Source organism: Nocardia halotolerans, from assembly GCF_042650145.1.
GTDB lineage: Bacteria > Actinomycetota > Actinomycetes > Mycobacteriales > Mycobacteriaceae > Nocardia > Nocardia halotolerans.
Genome location: NZ_JBHSDL010000014.1, coordinates 201,628 through 220,694, shown reverse-complemented (window position 1 = coordinate 220,694; position 19,067 = coordinate 201,628). Strand labels below are relative to the sequence as shown.

At 69.1% G+C, this 19,067-nt stretch carries 15 protein-coding genes; 13 read left to right on the top strand and 2 right to left on the bottom strand.

The window, feature by feature from the left end; genetic code table 11:
• Positions 1 to 18 precede the first annotated feature (18 nt).
• From infB to truB, 9 genes are all read left to right on the top strand, one after another.
• Positions 19 to 2,988, top strand: coding sequence for a translation initiation factor IF-2 (gene infB / locus ACFO5K_RS11545; RefSeq protein ID WP_378560249.1), 2,970 nt, complete (start codon positions 19 to 21; stop codon positions 2,986 to 2,988).
• Between the two features lie 89 nt (positions 2,989 to 3,077).
• A complete protein-coding gene (locus ACFO5K_RS11540; RefSeq protein WP_378563735.1) occupies positions 3,078 to 3,371 on the top strand; it encodes a DUF503 domain-containing protein in 294 nt (97 codons plus the stop codon).
• A 91-nt stretch (positions 3,372 to 3,462) separates the two neighbouring features.
• Positions 3,463 to 3,909 (top strand): 30S ribosome-binding factor RbfA, encoded by a 447-nt coding sequence (gene rbfA / locus ACFO5K_RS11535; protein WP_378560246.1) that lies wholly within the window; start codon positions 3,463 to 3,465, stop codon positions 3,907 to 3,909.
• 105 nt (positions 3,910 to 4,014) lie between these two features.
• Positions 4,015 to 5,016 (top strand): DHH family phosphoesterase, encoded by a 1,002-nt coding sequence (locus tag ACFO5K_RS11530; RefSeq protein ID WP_378560243.1) that lies wholly within the window; start codon positions 4,015 to 4,017, stop codon positions 5,014 to 5,016.
• Between the two features lie 169 nt (positions 5,017 to 5,185).
• The gene (locus ACFO5K_RS11525; protein ID WP_378560240.1) at positions 5,186 to 6,538 is read left to right on the top strand and encodes an MATE family efflux transporter; all 1,353 of its coding nucleotides are present in this window, start codon (positions 5,186 to 5,188) and stop codon (positions 6,536 to 6,538) included.
• A gap of 133 nt (positions 6,539 to 6,671) precedes the next feature.
• The gene (locus ACFO5K_RS11520; RefSeq protein WP_378560237.1) at positions 6,672 to 7,808 is read left to right on the top strand and encodes a lipase family protein; all 1,137 of its coding nucleotides are present in this window, start codon (positions 6,672 to 6,674) and stop codon (positions 7,806 to 7,808) included.
• A 79-nt stretch (positions 7,809 to 7,887) separates the two neighbouring features.
• Positions 7,888 to 8,844: a metallophosphoesterase family protein gene (locus tag ACFO5K_RS11515; protein WP_378563732.1), complete on the top strand. Its 957-nt coding sequence runs from the start codon at positions 7,888 to 7,890 to the stop codon at positions 8,842 to 8,844.
• A gap of 150 nt (positions 8,845 to 8,994) precedes the next feature.
• Positions 8,995 to 9,666, top strand: coding sequence for a 4'-phosphopantetheinyl transferase Npt (gene npt, locus ACFO5K_RS11510; protein ID WP_378563729.1), 672 nt, complete (start codon positions 8,995 to 8,997; stop codon positions 9,664 to 9,666).
• Positions 9,666 to 10,592 carry a tRNA pseudouridine(55) synthase TruB gene (truB, locus tag ACFO5K_RS11505; RefSeq protein WP_378560234.1) on the top strand — a complete coding sequence of 309 codons (927 nt, stop codon included), beginning with the start codon at positions 9,666 to 9,668 and terminating at the stop codon, positions 10,590 to 10,592. Before npt ends, truB begins: the two co-directional genes overlap by 1 nt.
• Positions 10,593 to 10,949: 357 nt before the next feature.
• Here truB and ACFO5K_RS11500 read toward each other — a convergent pair whose 3' ends face one another.
• Positions 10,950 to 12,446, bottom strand: coding sequence for an FAD/NAD(P)-binding protein (locus tag ACFO5K_RS11500; protein ID WP_378560231.1), 1,497 nt, complete (start codon positions 12,444 to 12,446; stop codon positions 10,950 to 10,952).
• A 129-nt stretch (positions 12,447 to 12,575) separates the two neighbouring features.
• Here ACFO5K_RS11500 and ACFO5K_RS11495 point away from each other — a divergent pair, with 129 nt between their 5' ends.
• Positions 12,576 to 13,703: a helix-turn-helix transcriptional regulator gene (locus tag ACFO5K_RS11495; RefSeq protein WP_378560228.1), complete on the top strand. Its 1,128-nt coding sequence runs from the start codon at positions 12,576 to 12,578 to the stop codon at positions 13,701 to 13,703.
• A gap of 125 nt (positions 13,704 to 13,828) precedes the next feature.
• Here ACFO5K_RS11495 and ACFO5K_RS11490 read toward each other — a convergent pair whose 3' ends face one another.
• Positions 13,829 to 14,497 carry a metal-dependent transcriptional regulator gene (locus ACFO5K_RS11490; protein WP_378563726.1) on the bottom strand — a complete coding sequence of 223 codons (669 nt, stop codon included), beginning with the start codon at positions 14,495 to 14,497 and terminating at the stop codon, positions 13,829 to 13,831.
• A gap of 198 nt (positions 14,498 to 14,695) precedes the next feature.
• Between ACFO5K_RS11490 and ACFO5K_RS11485 the strand changes: the two genes are divergently transcribed.
• The 3 genes from ACFO5K_RS11485 to ACFO5K_RS11475 all read left to right on the top strand — a co-directional run bounded on the left by ACFO5K_RS11485 (position 14,696) and on the right by ACFO5K_RS11475 (position 18,746).
• On the top strand, positions 14,696 to 15,664 hold the full coding sequence (locus tag ACFO5K_RS11485; RefSeq protein ID WP_378560225.1) for a bifunctional riboflavin kinase/FAD synthetase: 969 nt from the start codon (positions 14,696 to 14,698) through the stop codon (positions 15,662 to 15,664).
• Positions 15,665 to 15,810: 146 nt separating this feature from the next.
• The gene (gene rpsO / locus ACFO5K_RS11480; protein ID WP_067492627.1) at positions 15,811 to 16,080 is read left to right on the top strand and encodes a 30S ribosomal protein S15; all 270 of its coding nucleotides are present in this window, start codon (positions 15,811 to 15,813) and stop codon (positions 16,078 to 16,080) included.
• A 392-nt stretch (positions 16,081 to 16,472) separates the two neighbouring features.
• On the top strand, positions 16,473 to 18,746 hold the full coding sequence (locus tag ACFO5K_RS11475; RefSeq protein WP_378560222.1) for a polyribonucleotide nucleotidyltransferase: 2,274 nt from the start codon (positions 16,473 to 16,475) through the stop codon (positions 18,744 to 18,746).
• The last annotated feature ends 321 nt before the right edge of the window (positions 18,747 to 19,067 follow it).

Here is a 19,067-nt window from a genome sequence, read left to right as displayed (position 1 = left end):
CTCTCAGTGAGGAGAGCAGTGGCAGGCAAGGCCCGCGTGCACGAGTTGGCTAAAGAACTCGGTGTCACAAGCAAGGAACTACTCGCGAAGCTCAAGGAGCAAGGCGAGTTCGTGAAGTCGGCGTCCTCGACGGTGGAAGCACCCGTCGCACGTCGTCTGCGCGAATCAGTCGCGTCGAAGTCCGCCCCGGCGGCCGACGCGAAGCCGGCGGCCCGTCCCGGACCGTCGCAGGCAGCCCGACCGGCCGCCAAACCCACTCCCGGCGGTCCCCGCCCCGGTCCGCGTCCGGCTCCGGCGGCTCCCGCCGCTGCCGCGACCCCCGCGGCGCCCGCCCCGGCACCGGCCGCTCCGGCCGAGCCGAAGCCGGCTCCGGCCGCCAAGCCGACCCCGGCGGCCGCGGAATCCGCGCCGCCTGCCGCCAAGCCGGCCGACGCGCCCGCACCCGGCCCCCGCCCCGCCCCCGGCGCTCCGCGTCCGGGTCAGGGTGGTCAGCCGCCGCAGCAGCAGGGTCAGCCCGCACCGGCTGCCCCGCGTCCGGCCGCGCCCGGCCCGAAGCCCGGCCCGAAGCCGCCGCGCGTCGGTAACAACCCGTTCAGTTCCGCTCCGGATCGTGATCGTGCGCCGCGTCCCGCCCCGCAGGGCGGCCCGCGACCCACTCCGGGTCAGGGCGGTCCCCGTCCGGCACCCGGCCAGGGTGGTCCGCGTCCGGCTCCCGGTCAGGGCGCTCCGCGCCCCGGCCAGGGTCAGGGCGGTCCCCGTCCGGCCGCCGCGCAGGGCGGTGCCCCGCGTCCCGGTGGCGCACGTCCCAACCCGGGTTCGATGCCTCCGCGTCCGAACCCCGGTGCCATGCCGGCGCGTTCGGCTCGTCCCGGCCCCGCGGCCGGTGGCCGTCCGGGTCGTCCCGGTGGCGGTCCCGGTGGCGGCGCAGGTCGTCCCGGTGGCGGCGGCGGTGGTGGTTACCGCGGTGGCGGTGGCGGTGCCCCCGGTGCTCCCGGTGGTGCGCCCGCGGCCGGTGGTTTCCGTGGACGTCCCGGTGGCGGTCGCCCCGGTGGCCCCGGTGGCCGTGGTGGCGCGGCCGGTGCGTTCGGTCGTCCCGGTGGCGCCGTGCGTCGTGGCCGTAAGTCGAAGCGGGCAAAGCGCGCCGAGTACGAGAACATGCAGGCGCCCGCCGTCGGTGGCGTGCGGCTGCCCCGCGGCAACGGTGAGATCATCCGTCTCGCCCGTGGCGCGTCGCTGTCGGACTTCGCCGAGAAGATCGACGCGAACCCCGCAGCACTCGTACAGGCCCTGTTCAACCTCGGCGAGATGGTCACGGCCACTCAGTCGGTGAACGACGAGACCCTCGAGCTGCTCGGCGGCGAGATGAACTACGTCGTCCACGTGGTCAGCCCCGAGGACGAAGACCGTGAGCTGCTGCAGTCGTTCGACCTCACCTACGGCGAGGATGCCGGCGGCGAGGAAGACCTCGAACAGCGTCCGCCGGTGGTGACCGTGATGGGTCACGTCGACCACGGTAAGACCCGACTGCTCGACACCATCCGTAAGGCCAATGTGGCCGAGGGCGAGGCCGGTGGCATCACCCAGCACATCGGTGCCTACCAGGTGCTGACCAACCTCAACGACGAAGAGCGTTTGATCACCTTCATCGACACCCCGGGTCACGAGGCGTTCACCGCCATGCGTGCCCGTGGTGCGAAGGCCACCGACATCGCGATCCTCGTGGTCGCGGCCGACGACGGTGTCATGCCGCAGACGGTGGAAGCGATCAACCACGCCCAGGCCGCGGATGTGCCGATCGTTGTCGCGATCAACAAGATCGACAAGGAAGGCGCCAACCCGGACAAGATCAAGCAGCAGCTCACCGAGTACGGCCTGGTCACCGAGGAGTACGGCGGCGAGACCATGTTCGTCAACATCTCGGCCAAGCAGGGCCTCAACATCGATGCGCTGCTCGAAGCGGTGCTGTTGACCGCGGATGCCTCGCTGGACCTGCGGGCCAACCCGGACATGGACGCCCAGGGTGTCGCCATCGAGGCGCACCTGGACCGTGGCCGTGGCCCCGTGGCCACCGTGCTCATCCAGCGCGGCACGCTGCGCGTCGGTGACTCGATCGTGGCGGGCGACGCCTACGGTCGCGTGCGCCGCATGGTCGACGAGCACGGCGAAGACGTGCACGCGGCGATGCCGTCGCGTCCGGTGCAGGTCGTCGGTTTCACCTCGGTGCCCGGCGCAGGCGACAACCTGATCGTGGTCGAGGAAGACCGGATCGCGCGTCAGATCGCCGACCGCCGCAATGCGCGCAAGCGCAACGCGCTGGCCGCACGCAGCCGCAAGCGGATCAGCCTGGAAGATCTGGATGCCGCCCTGAAGGAGACTTCGGAGCTCAACCTGATCCTCAAGGGCGACAACTCCGGTACCGTCGAGGCCCTCGAAGAGGCCCTGCTCGGGATCGAGATCGACGACGAGGTGCGTCTGCGCGTCATCGACCGCGGTGTCGGTGGCGTCACCGAGACCAACGTCAACCTGGCGTCGGCCTCCAACGCGATCATCATCGGCTTCAACGTCCGCGCGGAGGGCAAGGCCACCGAGCTGGCCAACCGCGAAGGCGTCGACATCCGGTACTACTCGGTGATCTACCAGGCGATCGACGAGATCGAGAAGGCCCTCAAGGGCATGCTCAAGCCGATCTACGAAGAGGTCGAACTGGGCCGGGCGGAGATCCGCGCGATCTTCCGTTCGTCGAAGATCGGCAACATCGCCGGTTGCATGGTCACCTCCGGTACGGTCAAGCGCAACGCCAAGGCGCGCCTGATCCGCGACGGCCGGGTGATCGCGGAGACGATGACCATCTCCTCGCTCAAGCGGGAGAAGGACGACGCCACCGAGGTTCGCGAAGGTTTCGAGTGCGGTATGACCGTCACCTACAGCGACATCAAGGACGGCGACATCATCGAGGCATACGAGCTGCGCGAGAAGCCGCGCGACTGATATCGCACACCGGTCCACACGCCGCATCCGAGTTTCGGGTGCGGCGTGTGGTCATGCGGGCGATCCCGTCTACCAGGAGGTGAGCACCGCTGTACATCGGTGCGCTCGAATTCGATCTGCTGCTCGGTGACGTGCATTCGCTCAAAGAGAAGCGGTCGGTGATCCGGCCGATCATCGCCGAGCTACACAAACGCTTCGGCGTGCACGCTGCCGAAGCCGGAGACCAGGACCTGCACCGCCGGGCACTGCTCGGTGTGGCCATGGTCAGTGCGGAAACCGGGCACCTGAACGAGGTGCTCGACAAGTGTGAGCGGCATGTTGCCGCGCGTCCGGAGATAGAGTTGCTGGCAGTACGCCGCCGGATCTTCGGTCCCGAAGACTGATAGATGCGCGGCCCGGGTGTCGAAACTCGCCAGGCGCAAGCCTGCGTAACACGTAGGGCCGCACCCGGGCCGCCGATGAGAGGAGCACCCCATGGTGGATCAAGCCAGGGCACGCCGACTCGCCAAGCGGATCTCCGCGATCGTGGCCACCGCGATCGAGTACGAGATCAAGGATCCGCGGCTGCGGTTCGTCACTGTCACCGATGCCAAGGTGACCGGTGACCTGCGCGAGGCGACAATTTTCTACACGGTGATGGGCGAGACGCTCGAGACCGAACCCGATTACACGGCGGCGGCCGCGGGTCTGGAAGCGGCCAAGGGCGTGCTGCGGTCCAAGGTGGGCGCGGGAACCGGGGTGAAGTTCACTCCGATCCTGACCTTCACCTTGGACAAGGTGCCCGACGCGGCACGCGAGATGGAGGAGCTGCTGGCTCGGGCCCGTGCCATCGACGACGAGGTGGCCAAGGTCGCGGCCAACGCTGAGCACGCCGGCGAGGCCGATCCGTACAAGTCCGATCGCGCCGACGAAGACGAGTAGGCATGCCATGTCCGGTCAGTGTCCGGAGAAGGCGGCGGCAGTGACCACGCCGGGTGGCGTGGGCACTGCCGTGTTCGGTCGGTGCCGGCTCGCGGTGGTGCGGCCATGACCGGTCTTCGCGACGGAACCGCACTCGACGCCGCCGTGGCCGCCTTGGCCGCGGCCGAGTCGGTGACGATCCTGTGTCATGTGCAGCCCGACGCCGACACCGTCGGCAGCGGGCTGGCGCTGGCGCTGGCCCTGCAGCGGCGCCAGGTGCCGGTGTGGGTGTCATTCGCCGAACCCGCGGAACTGCCCGCTTCGCTGCGCACCCTGCCCGGCGTGCAACTGCTGGTACCGCCCGCGCAGATACCCCGCGAGGTCGATCTGCTCGTTGTCGTCGATTGCGGCGCGCGCAGCCGTCTCGGCGCGCTCGCCGACCGATTACCCGGTGCGGCAACCACATTGGTGATCGATCACCATCGAGCCAATGACGGTTTCGGCACCGTGGACCTGATCGAGGAGTCCGCGGCCTCGACCACCGAGCTGGTCATGCGCCTGCTCGACGCCTGGGAGGTGCCGATCGACGCGTCGATCGCGCACTGCCTGTTCGCGGGCCTGGTCACCGACACCGGATCGTTCCGCTGGGCGCGCCCGGGCAGCCATGCCATGGCCGAACGGCTGCTCGCCACCGGTATCGACGGCACCGAGATCACCCGCGCCCTGCTCGACACGCACCCCTTCAGCTGGTTGCCGATGTTGTCGAAAGTGCTGGCCTCGGCCGAACTGGTGCCCTCGGCCGCCGGTGTCGGCCTGGTGTACGCGCTGGTCCGCGCCGCCGACACCACCGAGGTCGGCCCGGAAGAAGTCGAGAGCGTCATCGACATCGTGCGCACCACCGCGCAGGCCGGAATCGCCGCCGTCTTCAAGGAAGCACGCGGTCAGAACGACCGCTGGACGGTCTCACTGCGCTCGCGCGACTCCGCCCCCGGCGTGACCGACGGCATCGATGTCGCGGCCGTGGCCAGCGGATTCGGTGGTGGCGGGCACCGCTTCGCGGCGGGTTACACCACCTATGGCAGCGCCGATTCGGTCGTGCGCGCGTTGGTGGCCGCGCTCGGTCGATAGCTCCCACGATGCTCGCCCCACAGTTCGCCGTGTACCCGCTGCACCTGTGCCGAGTAGAACTCTGCGAAGTCTCGGTAGTCCGTGGGCGTCGGTAGCCTCGCTCGGTTGTCGGTGGCATGTGCCACCATCAGGCGGGTCGGGTGTTGTCGTGGGGCGGTGGGAGGTCGGCGTGGGGTCTGTAGCGGGTGCCGGATCGGTCGAAGAGGTGGGGCCTCGGCGGATTCTCGGCATCGCTGTGCCCACCCTGGGTGTGCTTGTCGCTGAGCCGCTGTATCTGCTGTTCGATATCGCGGTGGTGGGGCGGTTGGGGGCGTTGTCGCTGGCGGGTTTGGCGGTGGGCGGGGTGATCCTCGGGACGGTGAGTACCCAGTTGACGTTCCTGTCCTACGGGACGACGGCGCGGGCGGCTCGTCGGCAGGGCGCAGGTGATCGGGCGGGTGCGGTCGCGGAAGGGGTGCAGGCGAGTTGGGTGGGGCTGGGGATCGGGGCGGTGATCGTCGCGGTGATCCAGTTGTTCGCGGCGCCACTGTGCGCGGTACTCGCCGGTGGCGGCGACATCGCTGATGCGGCACTGGCGTGGGTGCGCATCGCCGTGTTCGGGGTGCCGTTGATCCTGCTGTCGATGGCCGGGAACGGATGGATGCGCGGGGTACAGGATGTCCGCCGGCCATTGACCTATGTTGTCGCGGGACTGGCACTTTCGGCCGTGCTGTGCCCGGTGCTGGTGTACGGGTTACTCGGCGCGCCACGCATGGAGCTGGCCGGATCAGCGGTGGCCAATCTCATCGGCCAATCCGTGTCGGGTGCGCTGTTCGGTTATGCCCTGCTGCGAGAACAGGTGTCGTTGCGTCCCCAGCCGGCCATGATGCGCGCCCAGTTGGTGCTCGGTCGCGATCTGATCGTGCGCAGTCTGTCGTTCCAGGTGTGTTTCGTCTCCGCCGCGGCGGTCGCCGCCCGTTTCGGTGCGGCCTCCGTCGCCGCCCACCAGCTGGTGTTGCAGCTGTGGAACTTCCTCGCGCTGACCCTGGATTCGCTCGCCATCGCCGCGCAGACGCTGGTCGGGGCCGCGCTCGGCGCCGGAAGCGCCCACCGTGCGAAAGAGATCGCACGCCGGGTCACCGCCTGGTCGGCGGTATTCGCGCTGATCCTGGCCGCTACCTTCGCCGCGGGGGCGGGGATGATTCCGCTGGTTTTCACCGGCGACGCCGCCGTACTCGATCGCGCGCACGTCATCTGGTGGTTCTTCGTCGCCATGATCCCGGTGGCCGGCGTGGTCTTCGCCCTCGACGGTGTGCTGCTCGGCGCGGGCGACGCCGCCTTCCTGCGCACCGCCACCTTGGGTGCGGCCCTCACCGGATTCCTGCCGCTGATCTGGTTGTCGCTGGTCTTCGACTGGGGAGTGGCGGGGATCTGGAGCGGGCTGGTGGTGTTCATGCTGGCCCGGCTGCTCGCCGTCGTCGTTCGTGCGCGTTCGGGTCGCTGGGCGCAGGTGGGTGCGCAGATACCGGACGAACTCACGTGATCGGGGGAGCGGCCGCGGCGGCGTCCGGGAGTGCGGGCACCGCGGGCCCGGGAAACGTAGATAGTGCTCACAGTGGCTTGGTCGCCTACCGTCGAGGCGGAGATCCGGGGCGAACGATGGAGGCGAAACGGGCGTGTACGACGTGATTTCGAAGGCCGGCCGGGTGCTGGCCGGTGCGCTGACACTGGTCGCGGTGGTCGCGGGCGTCCCCGCGACGGCACAGGCGGCACCCGAGCATCCGGGCCGGCTGGTCTCGCATACCGCGCAGCCGCCGGGCTGGGGTGAGTGGTCGCGGGCGTCGATCGTCGAATACAGCACCGAGGCGGCCACGGGCGGGACGACGAAATCGGCCGGGCTGCTGTTGCTTCCGGATGCCCCGGCACCCGAAGGTGGCTATCCGGTGGTGGCGTGGGATCACGGGACCAGTGGCCTCGCACCGCGCTGTGGGCTCACCACGTCCAAGGCCGCGCGCGAACGACCGCTGCTGCAATCATTCCTGGATCAGGGCTGGGCGGTTGTCGCCCCGGACTATCTCGGGCTGTCGGCGGGCGCGGACACCGTGCACCCCTACCTGCACACCCGCAGCGAAGCCACGGCGACGATCGATGTGGTTCGCGCCGCACGGGCGGCGGAACCGAGCCTGTCCCCGAGCTGGTCGGTGGTCGGTGGTTCCCAGGGTGGGCACGCCGCACTGGCCACCGGCAATCTCGCCGCCGACTACGCGCCGGAACTCGACTTCCGCGGCACCGTGGCGCTGGCACCGGAATCGCAGTTCGAGCAGATCCTGTCCCGGCTCGATCCGAAGGTCCCGAATCTCCCGGTGGTCGACCGGCTGGTCGGCCCGTTCGCGGGCATGCTCGCCGGATTGCGCGCCACCCGCCCCGACCTGGATGTGAACGGCACGCTCAGCGCCCGCGGCCGACAGGTGGTCGACGCGATCGCCACCAGTTGTGTGCACGAATTCGACGCGGTCGTCGATGGTGCCTCGCTCGGCGCACTGCTGGCCAGACCGATGGAATCCGCGGGTGTGGGTGCCGCGCTGCGCGACTACATGATGGTGCCGACCGTCGGCTACCGGCAGCCGATTCTCATCGCCCACGGCGCCACCGACATGGTGGTGCCGCTGCCGATGACACTCGCGTTGCTCGGGCAGATGCGCTCGGCGGGCACCGAGGTCGAGTTCGCGCAGTACCCGGGTGGCCACGAGCAGATCGCCGCGGAGTCCCACCGGCGCGTCCTCGACTTCGTGGGCGGGTTGTTCGCCGCCTGAGGCCACGGTCTGCGGCGACCTCGTTGCTTCGCCGACCCTTCGACGTCTCGTGGGGCAAGGATGTGCCAAGGTGGGTGTGGTGATACCGAAGTTGATGGCGGTCAGCGACGTCCATGTGGGACATCAGGGCAACAAGCCGGTCGTCGAGCAGATCCGGCCCGATTCGCCCGAGGACTGGCTGATCGTCGCCGGTGACGTGGGGGAGAAGGCCGAGGAAGTGCGGTGGGCGCTCGAGCTGCTGCGCGGCCGCTTCGCCAAGGTCATCTGGGTGCCGGGCAACCACGAGCTGTGGACCACCCCCAAGGACCCGGTGCAGATGCACGGTGCCGCCCGCTACGACTATCTGGTGGCGATGTGCCGTGATCTCGACGTCGTCACCCCGGAGGACCCGTTCCCGGTGTGGAACGGGCCGGGTGCGGAGAAGTTCGGCGGCGCGGTCACCATCGCCCCGATGTTCCTGCTCTACGACTACTCGTGGCGCCCCGCCGGAACCCACACCAAGGCGCAAGCCCTGGCGGTGGCGCGGGAACGCAATGTCGTGGCCACCGACGAATTCCTGCTGACTCCCGACCCGTACCTCACCCGCGACGCCTGGTGCCACGCCCGCGTGCAGTACACCCAGCGCCGCCTCGACGCGCTGGCGCCCGACACCCCGCTGGTGATGATCAACCACTTTCCGCTGGTCCGCCAGCCCACCGAGATCCTGTTCTACCCGGAGTTCTCGCTGTGGTGCGGCACCGACCTCACCGCCGACTGGCACACCAGCTACAACGTGGTGTGCTCGGTCTACGGCCACCTGCACATCCCGCGCACCACCCACTACGACGGGGTTCGCTTCGAGGAGGTCTCCCTCGGCTACCCACGCGAATGGAAGCGCCGCGGCATGCCCGAACCGCTGCTGCGCCAGATCCTGCCCGAACCGGTCTACGCCGAAGGCGACCTCAACGCCTGGGGTGGGCACTTCACCGTCACCCCGGAAATGGAAGCAGCCGCCGCCGAAATGCGCGCCAAAGCGGAACGGCGCCGCGGTGTGTGAGCCGGATTTGCGTCGGACGTCGACCACTGATTTGGTGATGCACATGAGCAACTCATCGGGGACGGGCGGACGCAGCTGCGCCCGTCCCGCCGGCCGCCGAACTCACCGGACGACCACCCAGGTCCGGCCATGAGTCACAGGGAGGCGGGTCTGCTTCAGAACATATTGCCTGCCGGGGTGGCGGCCGCGGAGCTGCTGGCCTACCCGGAGGACTTGAAGGCGCACCCGGCCGAGGAACACCTCATCGCCAAGTCGGTCGAGAAGCGGCGCCGCGACTTCATCGGCGCCCGGCACTGCGCCCGGCTCGCGCTCGAACAACTCGGTGAGCCCCCGGTCGCCATCGGCAAGGGGGAGCGTGGCATGCCCATGTTCCCGCGCGGGGTGGTCGGCAGCCTCACCCACTGCGACGGTTACCGTGCCGCCGCGATGGCGCACGCGCTGCGTTTCCGTTCGGTCGGCATCGACGCCGAACCGCACGCCGCGCTCCCGGACGGGGTGCTCGATTCGGTGAGCCTGCCCGCCGAACGTGACTGGCTGGCCGCCGCACCCGCCGACGGCCTGCACCTGGATCGGCTGCTGTTCTGCGCGAAAGAGGCCACCTACAAAGCCTGGTTCCCGCTGACCTTGCGCTGGCTCGGTTTCGAGGACGCCCACATCACCATCGACATCGATGCCCGCACCGCCGATTCCGGTTCCGGCACCTTCCACACCAAGCTGCTGGTGCCGGGTCTGACGAACGACGGCGGTACCCCGCTGACCGCCTTCGAAGGACGTTGGACGATCGCCGACGGGCTGATCCTGACCGCGATCGCGCACGGCTGATGGCGGCCCGCGTATCCCGGGTGGGCGAGCTCGGCGGACTCGTGATCGTCGACAAGGACAGTGGGCTCACCAGCCACGATGTGGTGGCGCGCGGCCGCAAGCTGTTGCGCACCAAGAAGGTCGGCCACGCGGGCACCCTCGACCCGATGGCCACCGGTGTGCTGGTGCTCGGTGTCGAACGGGCCACCAAACTGCTCGGCCAGGTGATCCTCACCTCGAAGGCGTACACGGCGACGATCCGCCTGGGCCAGGCCACGATCACCGACGATGCCGAAGGCGAGGTCACCTCGACCACGTCCGCCCTGCACGTCACCGAGGCCGAGATCGCCGCCGGTGTCGCCGCGCTGACCGGGGACATCGAGCAGGTGCCGGCCACGGTGAGCGCCATCAAGATCGACGGTGAACGTGCCTACGCCCGCGCCCGCGCCGGTGAGGACGTGCAGCTCGCCGCCCGCCCGGTGACGGTGTCGCGCTTCGAGGTGCTCGCCCGCCGCGACACCGGCGAGTTCGTCGACCTGGACGTGGAAGTCGACTGCTCCTCGGGCACCTACATCCGTGCCCTCGCCCGCGACCTGGGCGCGGCCCTCGGGGTCGGCGGCCACCTCACCGCACTGCGCCGTACCCGGGTCGGCCCGTTCACCCTCGAACACGCCCGCACTCTGGAAGAACTCGCGGTGGCCGCCGACGCCGAGCAACCCCTGCTCAGCCTCGACATCGACGATGCCGTCCGCACCGCGTTCCCGCACCGCGACATCGACGAGTCCCAGGCCGAGGACCTGCGCAACGGCCGCTGGCTGGACCCGATCGGCATCAAGGGCGTCTACGCGGCCCTCGATCCGGCGGGCAGAGCCATCGCGCTGCTCGAGGAGAGCGGTAAGCGCGCCGCGTCGGTGATGGTCGTCCGACCCCGGGGTATCGGCGACTGAACTGGTGTTCTGCCGGCTGACGTGGAGCGTTCAGGTCTGTGCGACAGACCGCTCGAGCCGGTTACCGCTGCTGGTGCGTCATCATGGTCAGACGTCGTCGGCGCCGGGCACCACTTCGCCGACGACGGGCAGGTCGGCTGATCGGATATCCGGCGCGGGCCACGCTGGTGGGCTCGGCCGGTCAGCTGATCATGGGCGGATTCGGTCGGTGAACCGGTCACCGCGCGGTGCGTCGGGCCGGGACGTGACAAATGCCGCACCGTCATGCCGCAACGATCAGGTCGCGACCCGATCCGTGGCGGTGTCGGCCCGCCACGGATCGGGTCCGCGATCAATGTGGGGCGCCACCTCAGCGTGTTACGCGCACCGCTGACCGGGCGAACCGGCCGACATGTCGGGCGTTCCTCGGTCCTGCGCCGGTGCCTTCGCCAGTTGTTCGGCCAGGGCCATGGCTTCGGTGGCGAGGCCGGGCGGGTTGGTGGCGATGAACATCGAATCGGCGGACAGGTTCCCGAGGACATGCCAGGCGCCGGTGGGCAACAGGGCTCGGGTTCGTGGGTCGGTGCGCAGACCGCCGGTCGGGGCGAGTTCGGCTGTCGCGGTATCGAGCAGGCGGGTCACCAGCGACGCGGTGTCCTGTGGGGTCACGTAGGCGGGCGGGTTGACGGCATTGATCACCACGTCGGCCGTCCACGCGGTGTCGTCGGTGACTGTGAACCCCGTATCGGCCGCGCTGATCCCGGTGACTCCGGTCCGCAACCGAACCTGCCCCGCATCCAGCAGGCCGAGCAGGATACGCGCATTGTGCGGGACCATCGGTGAACTGAGGCTGCTGATGGTGCGGAAATGCCCGGTGCGCAACACGGTCCGGTCCGCGGCGGTGAGCGCGGGCCACAGGACCGGGCCCATCGTGCGGATCGCCATGGTGAGCAGGCGCCTGCCCAGTAGCGGGGAGTCGACCTCACCCAGTTGGCGGCGCAGACGGGTGGTCGCGTCTTCTGTCCCGCTGATCTCCGCGGCGAATGCGTCGAAATCCGCACCGGTTCCGGCCAATTCGCTCCGCATCAGCGCGACGACATCGCTGAAGGCGACCGGGCCTCGCGACGCCAGTTCGAGGGCGGCGGCCGGTGTGAGATGCCGCGGTGTCAGCGGTCGTGGTCGTTGCTGGACGAACGGCAGGACGCCGCTGCGCGAGAGCAGCGTGATCGGGCCGCGATGGCCGTTCGAGGTCAGTGCCGCTGCGATGTCGACGGCGGTCAGGCCACTGCCGATGACCGCTACCCGGGCGTCGGCGTCCACCTCGCCCACCGTGCGTGACAACGGGTACGGCTCACCGACATAGCCGGGCGCGCCGGTCAGCCCGTAGTTGTCGCGGGGGCGGCCGCTGCCGACACACAGCACCGCCCGGTCCACCGGATGCGCGCCGCCGCCCTCGGTGCGCAGCACCACCGGCTGCTGTTGCGCGATGTCGGTGACCCGGTCGTTCACCACGCTCACCTGCCAGCCGCCGCGCCGCAACCGGTCGATCGAGGCCCGTGCCGTCTGCTCCAGGTACTCCCCGTACATCGCCCGCGGCACGATCGGCTGCCCGAGCCCGGGATCGAGAAACCGCATCGTCTCCGGCCGCTGCGACAGCCAGCGCACGAAATGTCCGGGATCCTCGGCGCGCACCGACATCAACGCCGGCGGGGCGTTCACCCGTACCGCAGGCAGGTCGTGCTGGTAGGCCCGTCCGCGCCACAGGGCAGCGGTCCCCTCGAACACCGTGATCGCGCCCGGCGCCCGGTCGGTGCCCGCCAGTGCGTCGAGCAACCCGACGGCGGCCACACCCGCACCGATGATCCCGATTCGCATATCGACTCCTGTTCTCCGGCGGCTGAGCGCCGCGTGCATTCCGGTGCTCAGCCTGACCGGGCCGCCGCCGTGGCGGTATCCCACGATTGCGGGATTCCGCCGCGCGCGATCTGCGACGACAATGGGGACATGACCGCTGCGCCCGCTCCCGCGATGGACGCCCTGCTGGCCGCGATCGATACCGCCGGGGACGCGCACGAGCTGTTCGCCCGCACCTCCACCCGCTTGCGGCGCATCGTCGCCTTCGACGCCGCGGTGTGGGTGGCCACAGACCCGGTCAACGGGCTGACGACGGCACCGGTGCGGGTGGAGAACCTGCACGAGGGTGGCTGCGGAGCCTATTGGGAATCAGAACTTTTCGCTGAGCACGTCAACCTGTTCCGTGAGCTCGCGGTGGCCCCGGTGCCGGTGGCCGGGCTGCGCGCGGTGACCGGGGACCGGCCGTCGCTGAGCCCGCTGTACCGCGGCTTCATGCGACCGCGCGGCTTCGATGACGAGCTGCGGGCGGTGCTGCGCGTCGACGGTCAGGGCTGGGGGCAGGTCAGCCTGTTCCGGGAACGCGGCCGACCGGCATTCGAGGCCGCCGAGATCGCCGCGCTGCACACACTGTCGGCACCGATGGCGGGCCGGCTGCGAGGCGTTAGCCGACCACAGGTCGCCGGCCCGCCTGGCGCGCACGCCCCCGGGCTGCTCCTGTTCGCCGCCGACGGTGCCCTGCTCTCGATCAACGACGAGGCACGCGAACTGCTCGCCCAGATGCCGCCGGGGCCGAGCACCACCACCCCTTCGGGCCTCGAATTGCCGTTGCCCGTGTGGATTCTCAGCACAGCGGGCCGGGCCAGGCTCACCGGTGCCGGTGCCGGTGCCGGTGCCCGCATCCGGATCCGGGCCACCACCGGCCACTGGCTGGTCTGTCACGCGTCCCAGCTGCGCGGGGCGAGCGGAGCGCCGGATACGACGGCACTGGTGATCGCGCATGCCGCGCCCTCGGACATTGCGGCGCTGGTCGTGGCGGCCTATGAACTGACCCCGCGCGAACTCGAGGTCACCGAACTCATCGCCGCGGGACTGTCCACCGCCGAGATCGCCGCCCGGCTGTTCGTGTCCGCCCACACCGTCCGTGACCACGTGAAGTCGGTGTTCGACAAGGCGGGCGTCAGCAGTCGCGGTGAACTCGTCGCCACGCTGTTCAACGATTACCGCCGGCCGCTGCTCGAGCCGGTCACCCAGCGCGTCCACGATGGGCTGGTCGGGTGATCGGATTTCCGGCGGGGAGCCACGCTGGTGAGCTGATCATCGCGGTCGGATTCGGCCGGTGATCGGTCACCGCGCGGTGCGTGGGGCCGGGAGGTGACCACCGCCGAACCGTCATGCCGCAACGATCAGGTCGTGAGCCAAATAGCTTCGGCGGCAAGGGTTCCCAGCTCGGTGGGGGACTCGGCCGAGGCGATGCGGATGGCGATGGTGCCCGCGAAATCGCGACGTTCCTCCACTTCGATCACCGTGTCGAGCGCGATGCCCACCGAGTCGAAATAGCGCAGCATGTCCGGATCGGAGTCGGAGATGCGGGCCACCCGGCCGGATTCGCCCGCGGCGAAATCGCTGAGGCGCTGAGCCGGGGGTGTGGGGACAGCACCGTCGGGCGAGGGGATGGGGTCACCGTGTGGATCGCGGTCGGGATAGCCGAGTTTGGCGTCTATGCGCGTCATCAGCAGCTCCGAGACGGCATGTTCGAGGATCTCGGCCTCGTCGTGCACCTCGTCCCAGCCGTACCCGAGTTCGTTCACCAGGAAGGTCTCGATCAGGCGGTGACGGCGCACCATGGCCACGGCGGCGCGGCGACCGTGCTCGGTGAGGGTGATCGAGCCGTAGCGGGCGTGCTCGACCAGACCCTGGTCGGCCAGTTTGCGCACGGCCTCCGACACCGTCGAAGCCGACACGCCGATCCGCTCGGCGAGCAGCTTGGTCGACACCTTCTCCTGCGACCACTCCTGGGCGGTCCAGATGACCTTCAGATAGTCCTGGGCCACCGCCGACAGCTCGGGCGCCATCGTGGCGGTGGCAGCGAGTTCGGCCTGCTCGGCGGGCTGCGTCTCCACTCGGCGGGTCGCGACATCTCGTTTACCTGGCACATTATTGATGTTAGGCATCCCTGGCCCGAATGACACATCGGCGAGCGCGGGACGCGCGCGGCGATTCGGCCCGCACCGGAATTCTGTTCGGGCAGCGCTTTGCGTAGGCTTCGCTCTGTGCACAGATGGCGAAGTCTCGACGACGTGCCCGCGGACTGGGGGCGTTGCGTCCTCACGATCGGCGTGTTCGACGGGGTACATCGCGGACACGCGCAGCTGATCAGCCGCGCGGTGGCCGCGGCGAAGAAGCGTGGTGTTCCCGCGGTCCTGATGACCTTCGACCCGCACCCGATGGAAGTGGTGCGGCCGGGCTCACATCCGGCTCAGCTCACCACCTTGACCCGGCGTGCGGAGCTGGCCGAGGAACTGGGCATCGACGTCTTCTGTGTGATGCCCTTCACCCACGAGTTCATGAAGCTCACTCCCGCCGGTTACGTGCACGACCTGCTGGTCGAACGGTTGCACGTGACCGAGGTCGTGGTCGGTGACAACTTCACCTTCGGCAAGAAGGCCGCGGGCACCGTCGACACCATGCGCGAACTCGGCGAACGGTTCGGCTTCGAGGTCGACGGGGTCACCCTGCTCGGCGAGCACGCCGTCACCTTCTCCTCCACCTACATCCGCGCCTGCGTCGATGCCGGTGACATGGCCGCCGCGGCCGAGGCGCTGGGCCGCCCGCACCGGGTGGAAGGCGTCGTCGTGCACGGTGACGGGCGCGGTCGCGGGCTCGGATTCCCCACGGCCAATGTGGCCCCGCCCATGCATGCCGCCATTCCCGCCGACGGCGTGTACGCGGGCTGGTTCACCGTGCTCGGTGCAGGTCCGGCCATCGGCACCGTCGCGGCGGGCGAGCCCGCGATGGCGGCGATCTCGGTCGGCACCAACCCGACGTTCTCGGGGCGCTCCCGCACGGTGGAGGCCTACGTGCTCGACGGCGAGGCCGATCTGTACGGCCAGCACGTCGCGGTCGACTTCGTGGCGCAGCTGCGCGGGATGCGCAAGTTCGACTCCATCGACGACCTCGTCGAGGCGATGGGCCGTGACGTCGAGGCCGCGCGCAAGGTCCTCACCGCCGCCGAGGTCTGAGGCGTTCGGCGGCACGCAGGCCGGTTCGGTATGCCGTACTCGACGGCTGGTAAAGTTCCCCCTCGGGTTTGCTGCGGTCCGCGGTGGCGCCCACCCCGGGTAACCGGACCTACGAGCGCGGAACTGAAAATTAGGAGTCGAGCCACATGGCGCTGACCACTGAGCAGAAGTCGGCCATCCTGGCCGAGTACGGCCTGCACGAGAAGGACACCGGTTCGCCGGAGGCGCAGATCGCGCTGCTGTCGAAGCGGATCTCGGACCTGACCGAGCACCTCAAGCAGCACAAGCACGATCACCACACCCGCCACGGCCTGCTGGCCCTGATCGGTCGTCGTCGCCGCCTGTCGAAGTACCTGCAGGCCAAGGACATCAACCGCTACCGTTCGCTCATCGAGCGTCTCGGCCTGCGCCGCTGATCTGCTACGACACGCCTCCACGCTGAGGCGGTCGGCGAGTAGCCAATGGGAAGAAGTACACTTCTTCTCGTTGGCTATTCGTGTATTCGGCGACCATCGGGTTTCCGCGTGCACTACACAACATGTGACAGCCGTGTGCATCCGTCCACGTGGCGTCGGTCTTCGGTAGTGGCCTTTCGGCAGGCGATGTTCTCACCGCCGTCGGGCTTCGATCGATGACCGCCACCGCGTCGCCGCTTCCAAGGGGATACGGCCGGGTGCTGCGCGTGGCGACCAGGAGGGTTTCCGCGTGTCCGTGTCCGGTACGGCTGACGAAAAGCTGGTTCGCGCCCATCAGGTGAGTACGCCTGGCATCGGCAGCGCGACCGGCGAGACGAGAGGTCGAGAGAAATATGACGCAGACAACTGAACGTACGACCACAGCGGTCGAGGTCGAGCCCGGTGTTTTCGAATCGGTCGCGCTGCTCGACAACGGTAGCTTCGGCACCCGCACCATCCGCTTCGAAACCGGCCGTCTGGCCAAGCAGGCCGCCGGCGCCGTCGCCGCCTACCTGGACGACGAGACCATGCTGCTGTCGGCGACCACCGCCGGCAAGCACCCCAAGGAACAGTTCGACTTCTTCCCGCTGACGGTCGATGTCGAAGAGCGCATGTACGCCGCGGGCCGCATCCCCGGCTCGTTCTTCCGTCGCGAGGGCCGCCCCTCCACCGACGCGATCCTGACCTGCCGCCTGATCGACCGTCCGCTGCGCCCGACCTTCATCGACGGTCTGCGCAACGAGATCCAGGTCGTGGTCACCGTGCTCAGCCTGGACCCGCAGGACCTCTACGACGTGGTGGCCATCAACGCCGCCTCGGCGTCGACCCAGCTGTCGGGCATCCCGTTCTCCGGTCCGATCGGTGGTGTGCGTGTCGCGCTCATCGGCGGCCAGTGGGTCGCGTTCCCGACCGTCGAGCAGCTCGAGGGCGCCGTGTTCGACATGGTCGTGGCCGGCCGCGTCACCGACACCGGTGACGTCGCCATCATGATGGTCGAGGCCGAGGCCACCGACAAGGTGATCGCGCTGGTCGAAGACGGTGCGCAGGCGCCGACCGAAGCCGTGGTCGCCGAGGGTCTGGAAGCCGCCAAGCCGTTCATCGCGCGCCTGGTCCGCGCACAGGCCGACCTGGCCGCGCTGGCCGCCAAGCCGACCCAGGACTTCCCGCTCTTCCCGCCGTACGGCCCCGATGTGTTCGAGGCGGTCGAGGGCACCTCGAAGCTCGAGCTGAACCAGGCGCTGAGCATCGCCGACAAGCAGACCCGCGAGGCCCGCATCGACGAGATCAAGGCCGAGGTGCTCGCGCGCCTGGGCGAGGACTTCGTCGGCCGTGAGAAGGAACTGGGTGCCGCGTTCCGCTCGGTCACCAAGAAGCTGGTGCGCCAGCGCATCCTCACCGACGGTTTCCGGATCGACGGCCGTGGGCTCGCTGACATCCGTCAGCTCTCGGCCGAGGTCGACGTGATCCCGCGCGCCCACGGTTCGGCGATCTTCGAGCGTGGCGAGACCCAGATCATGGGTGTCACCACGCTGGACATGGTCAAGATGGCGCAGCAGGTCGACTCGCTCGGCCCGGAGACCTCCAAGCGCTACATGCACCACTACAACTTCCCGCCGTTCTCCACCGGCGAGACCGGTCGCGTCGGTTCGCCGAAGCGCCGCGAGATCGGCCACGGCGCGCTCGCCGAGCGTGCGCTGATGCCGGTGCTGCCCTCGCAGGAGGAGTTCCCCTACGCCATCCGTCAGGTCTCGGAGGCGCTGAGCTCCAACGGCTCCACCTCGATGGGTTCGGTCTGTGCCTCCACCCTGTCGCTGCTCAACGCCGGTGTGCCGCTGAAGGCGCCGGTCGCGGGTATCGCCATGGGTCTGGTGTCGGACACCGTCACCAACGACCAGGGTGTCGACGAGGTCCGCTACGTGGCGCTGACCGACATCCTCGGCGCCGAGGACGCTTTCGGCGACATGGACTTCAAGGTGGCGGGCACCCGTGACTTCGTCACCGCCCTGCAGCTCGACACCAAGCTCGACGGTATTCCGTCGCAGGTGCTGGCCGGTGCGCTCAACCAGGCACACGACGCCCGCACCACCATCCTGGACGTGATGGCCGAGGCCATCGCCACCCCGGACGAGATGAGCCCCTACGCCCCGCGCGTGACTGCCATCAAGATCCCGGTCGACAAGATCGGTGAGGTCATCGGGCCCAAGGGCAAGATGATCAACCAGATCACCGAGGAAACCGGCGCCAACATCTCCATCGAGGATGACGGCACCGTGTTCGTCGGTGCGACCGACGGGCCGTCGGCCCAGGCCGCGATCGACATGATCAACGCCATCGCCAACCCGCAGCTGCCCAAGGTGGGCGAACGTTTCCTCGGCACGGTCGTCAAGACCACCGCCTTCGGTGCGTTCGTGTCGCTGCTGCCGGGCCGCGACGGTCTGGTGCACATCTCCAAGCTGGGCAACGGCAAGCGCGTGGCCAAGGTCGAAGACGTGGTGAACGTCGGCGACAAGCTGCGCGTGGAGATCGCCGATATCGACAACCGTGGCAAGATCTCGCTCGTCCCGGTCGAGGACGAGGCCGCCGCGACCGAGTCGGCCGACGCCGCTGAGGAGACCGCCGCGGAGTAGCCGCTCCCGGTAGTTCCCGAACTCCGAAACACCCCCGCCGAGCGCTTCGGCGGGGGTGTTTTGCGCTGTCCGCGGTAGGTGGTGTGCATCACTGTGATGCAACGGTGATGCAACGTCGGTTCGGTTAGTGTGGTCGGACACAGTAGGAGATTGTGTTGTCGGCCGTCACAGCCCGCTCGGCGCGGGGTGTGTTCGCGGCCGTGTGCGGTCGGATTGCCGACCTGCCGCCCGGTTCAGGGCATCTACTCTTCGGGCCGATATTTTGACTGAATCTGGTCCGGTTTATTATCGAAACGAATACGCTTCAGTCGTCTGCGGGCG

Coding starts and splice junctions, on each gene's coding strand:
- rbfA (WP_378560246.1), top strand. CDS start 3,463: ATGGTGGATCAAGCCAGGGCACGCCGACTCGCCAAGCGGATCTCCGCG.
- ACFO5K_RS11530 (WP_378560243.1), top strand. CDS start 4,015: ATGACCGGTCTTCGCGACGGAACCGCACTCGACGCCGCCGTGGCCGCC.
- truB (WP_378560234.1), top strand. CDS start 9,666: ATGGCGGCCCGCGTATCCCGGGTGGGCGAGCTCGGCGGACTCGTGATC.
- ACFO5K_RS11500 (WP_378560231.1), bottom strand. CDS start 12,446: ATGCGAATCGGGATCATCGGTGCGGGTGTGGCCGCCGTCGGGTTGCTC.
- ACFO5K_RS11495 (WP_378560228.1), top strand. CDS start 12,576: ATGACCGCTGCGCCCGCTCCCGCGATGGACGCCCTGCTGGCCGCGATC.
- ACFO5K_RS11490 (WP_378563726.1), bottom strand. CDS start 14,497: ATGGCGCCCGAGCTGTCGGCGGTGGCCCAGGACTATCTGAAGGTCATC.
- rpsO (WP_067492627.1), top strand. CDS start 15,811: ATGGCGCTGACCACTGAGCAGAAGTCGGCCATCCTGGCCGAGTACGGC.
- ACFO5K_RS11475 (WP_378560222.1), top strand. CDS start 16,473: ATGACGCAGACAACTGAACGTACGACCACAGCGGTCGAGGTCGAGCCC.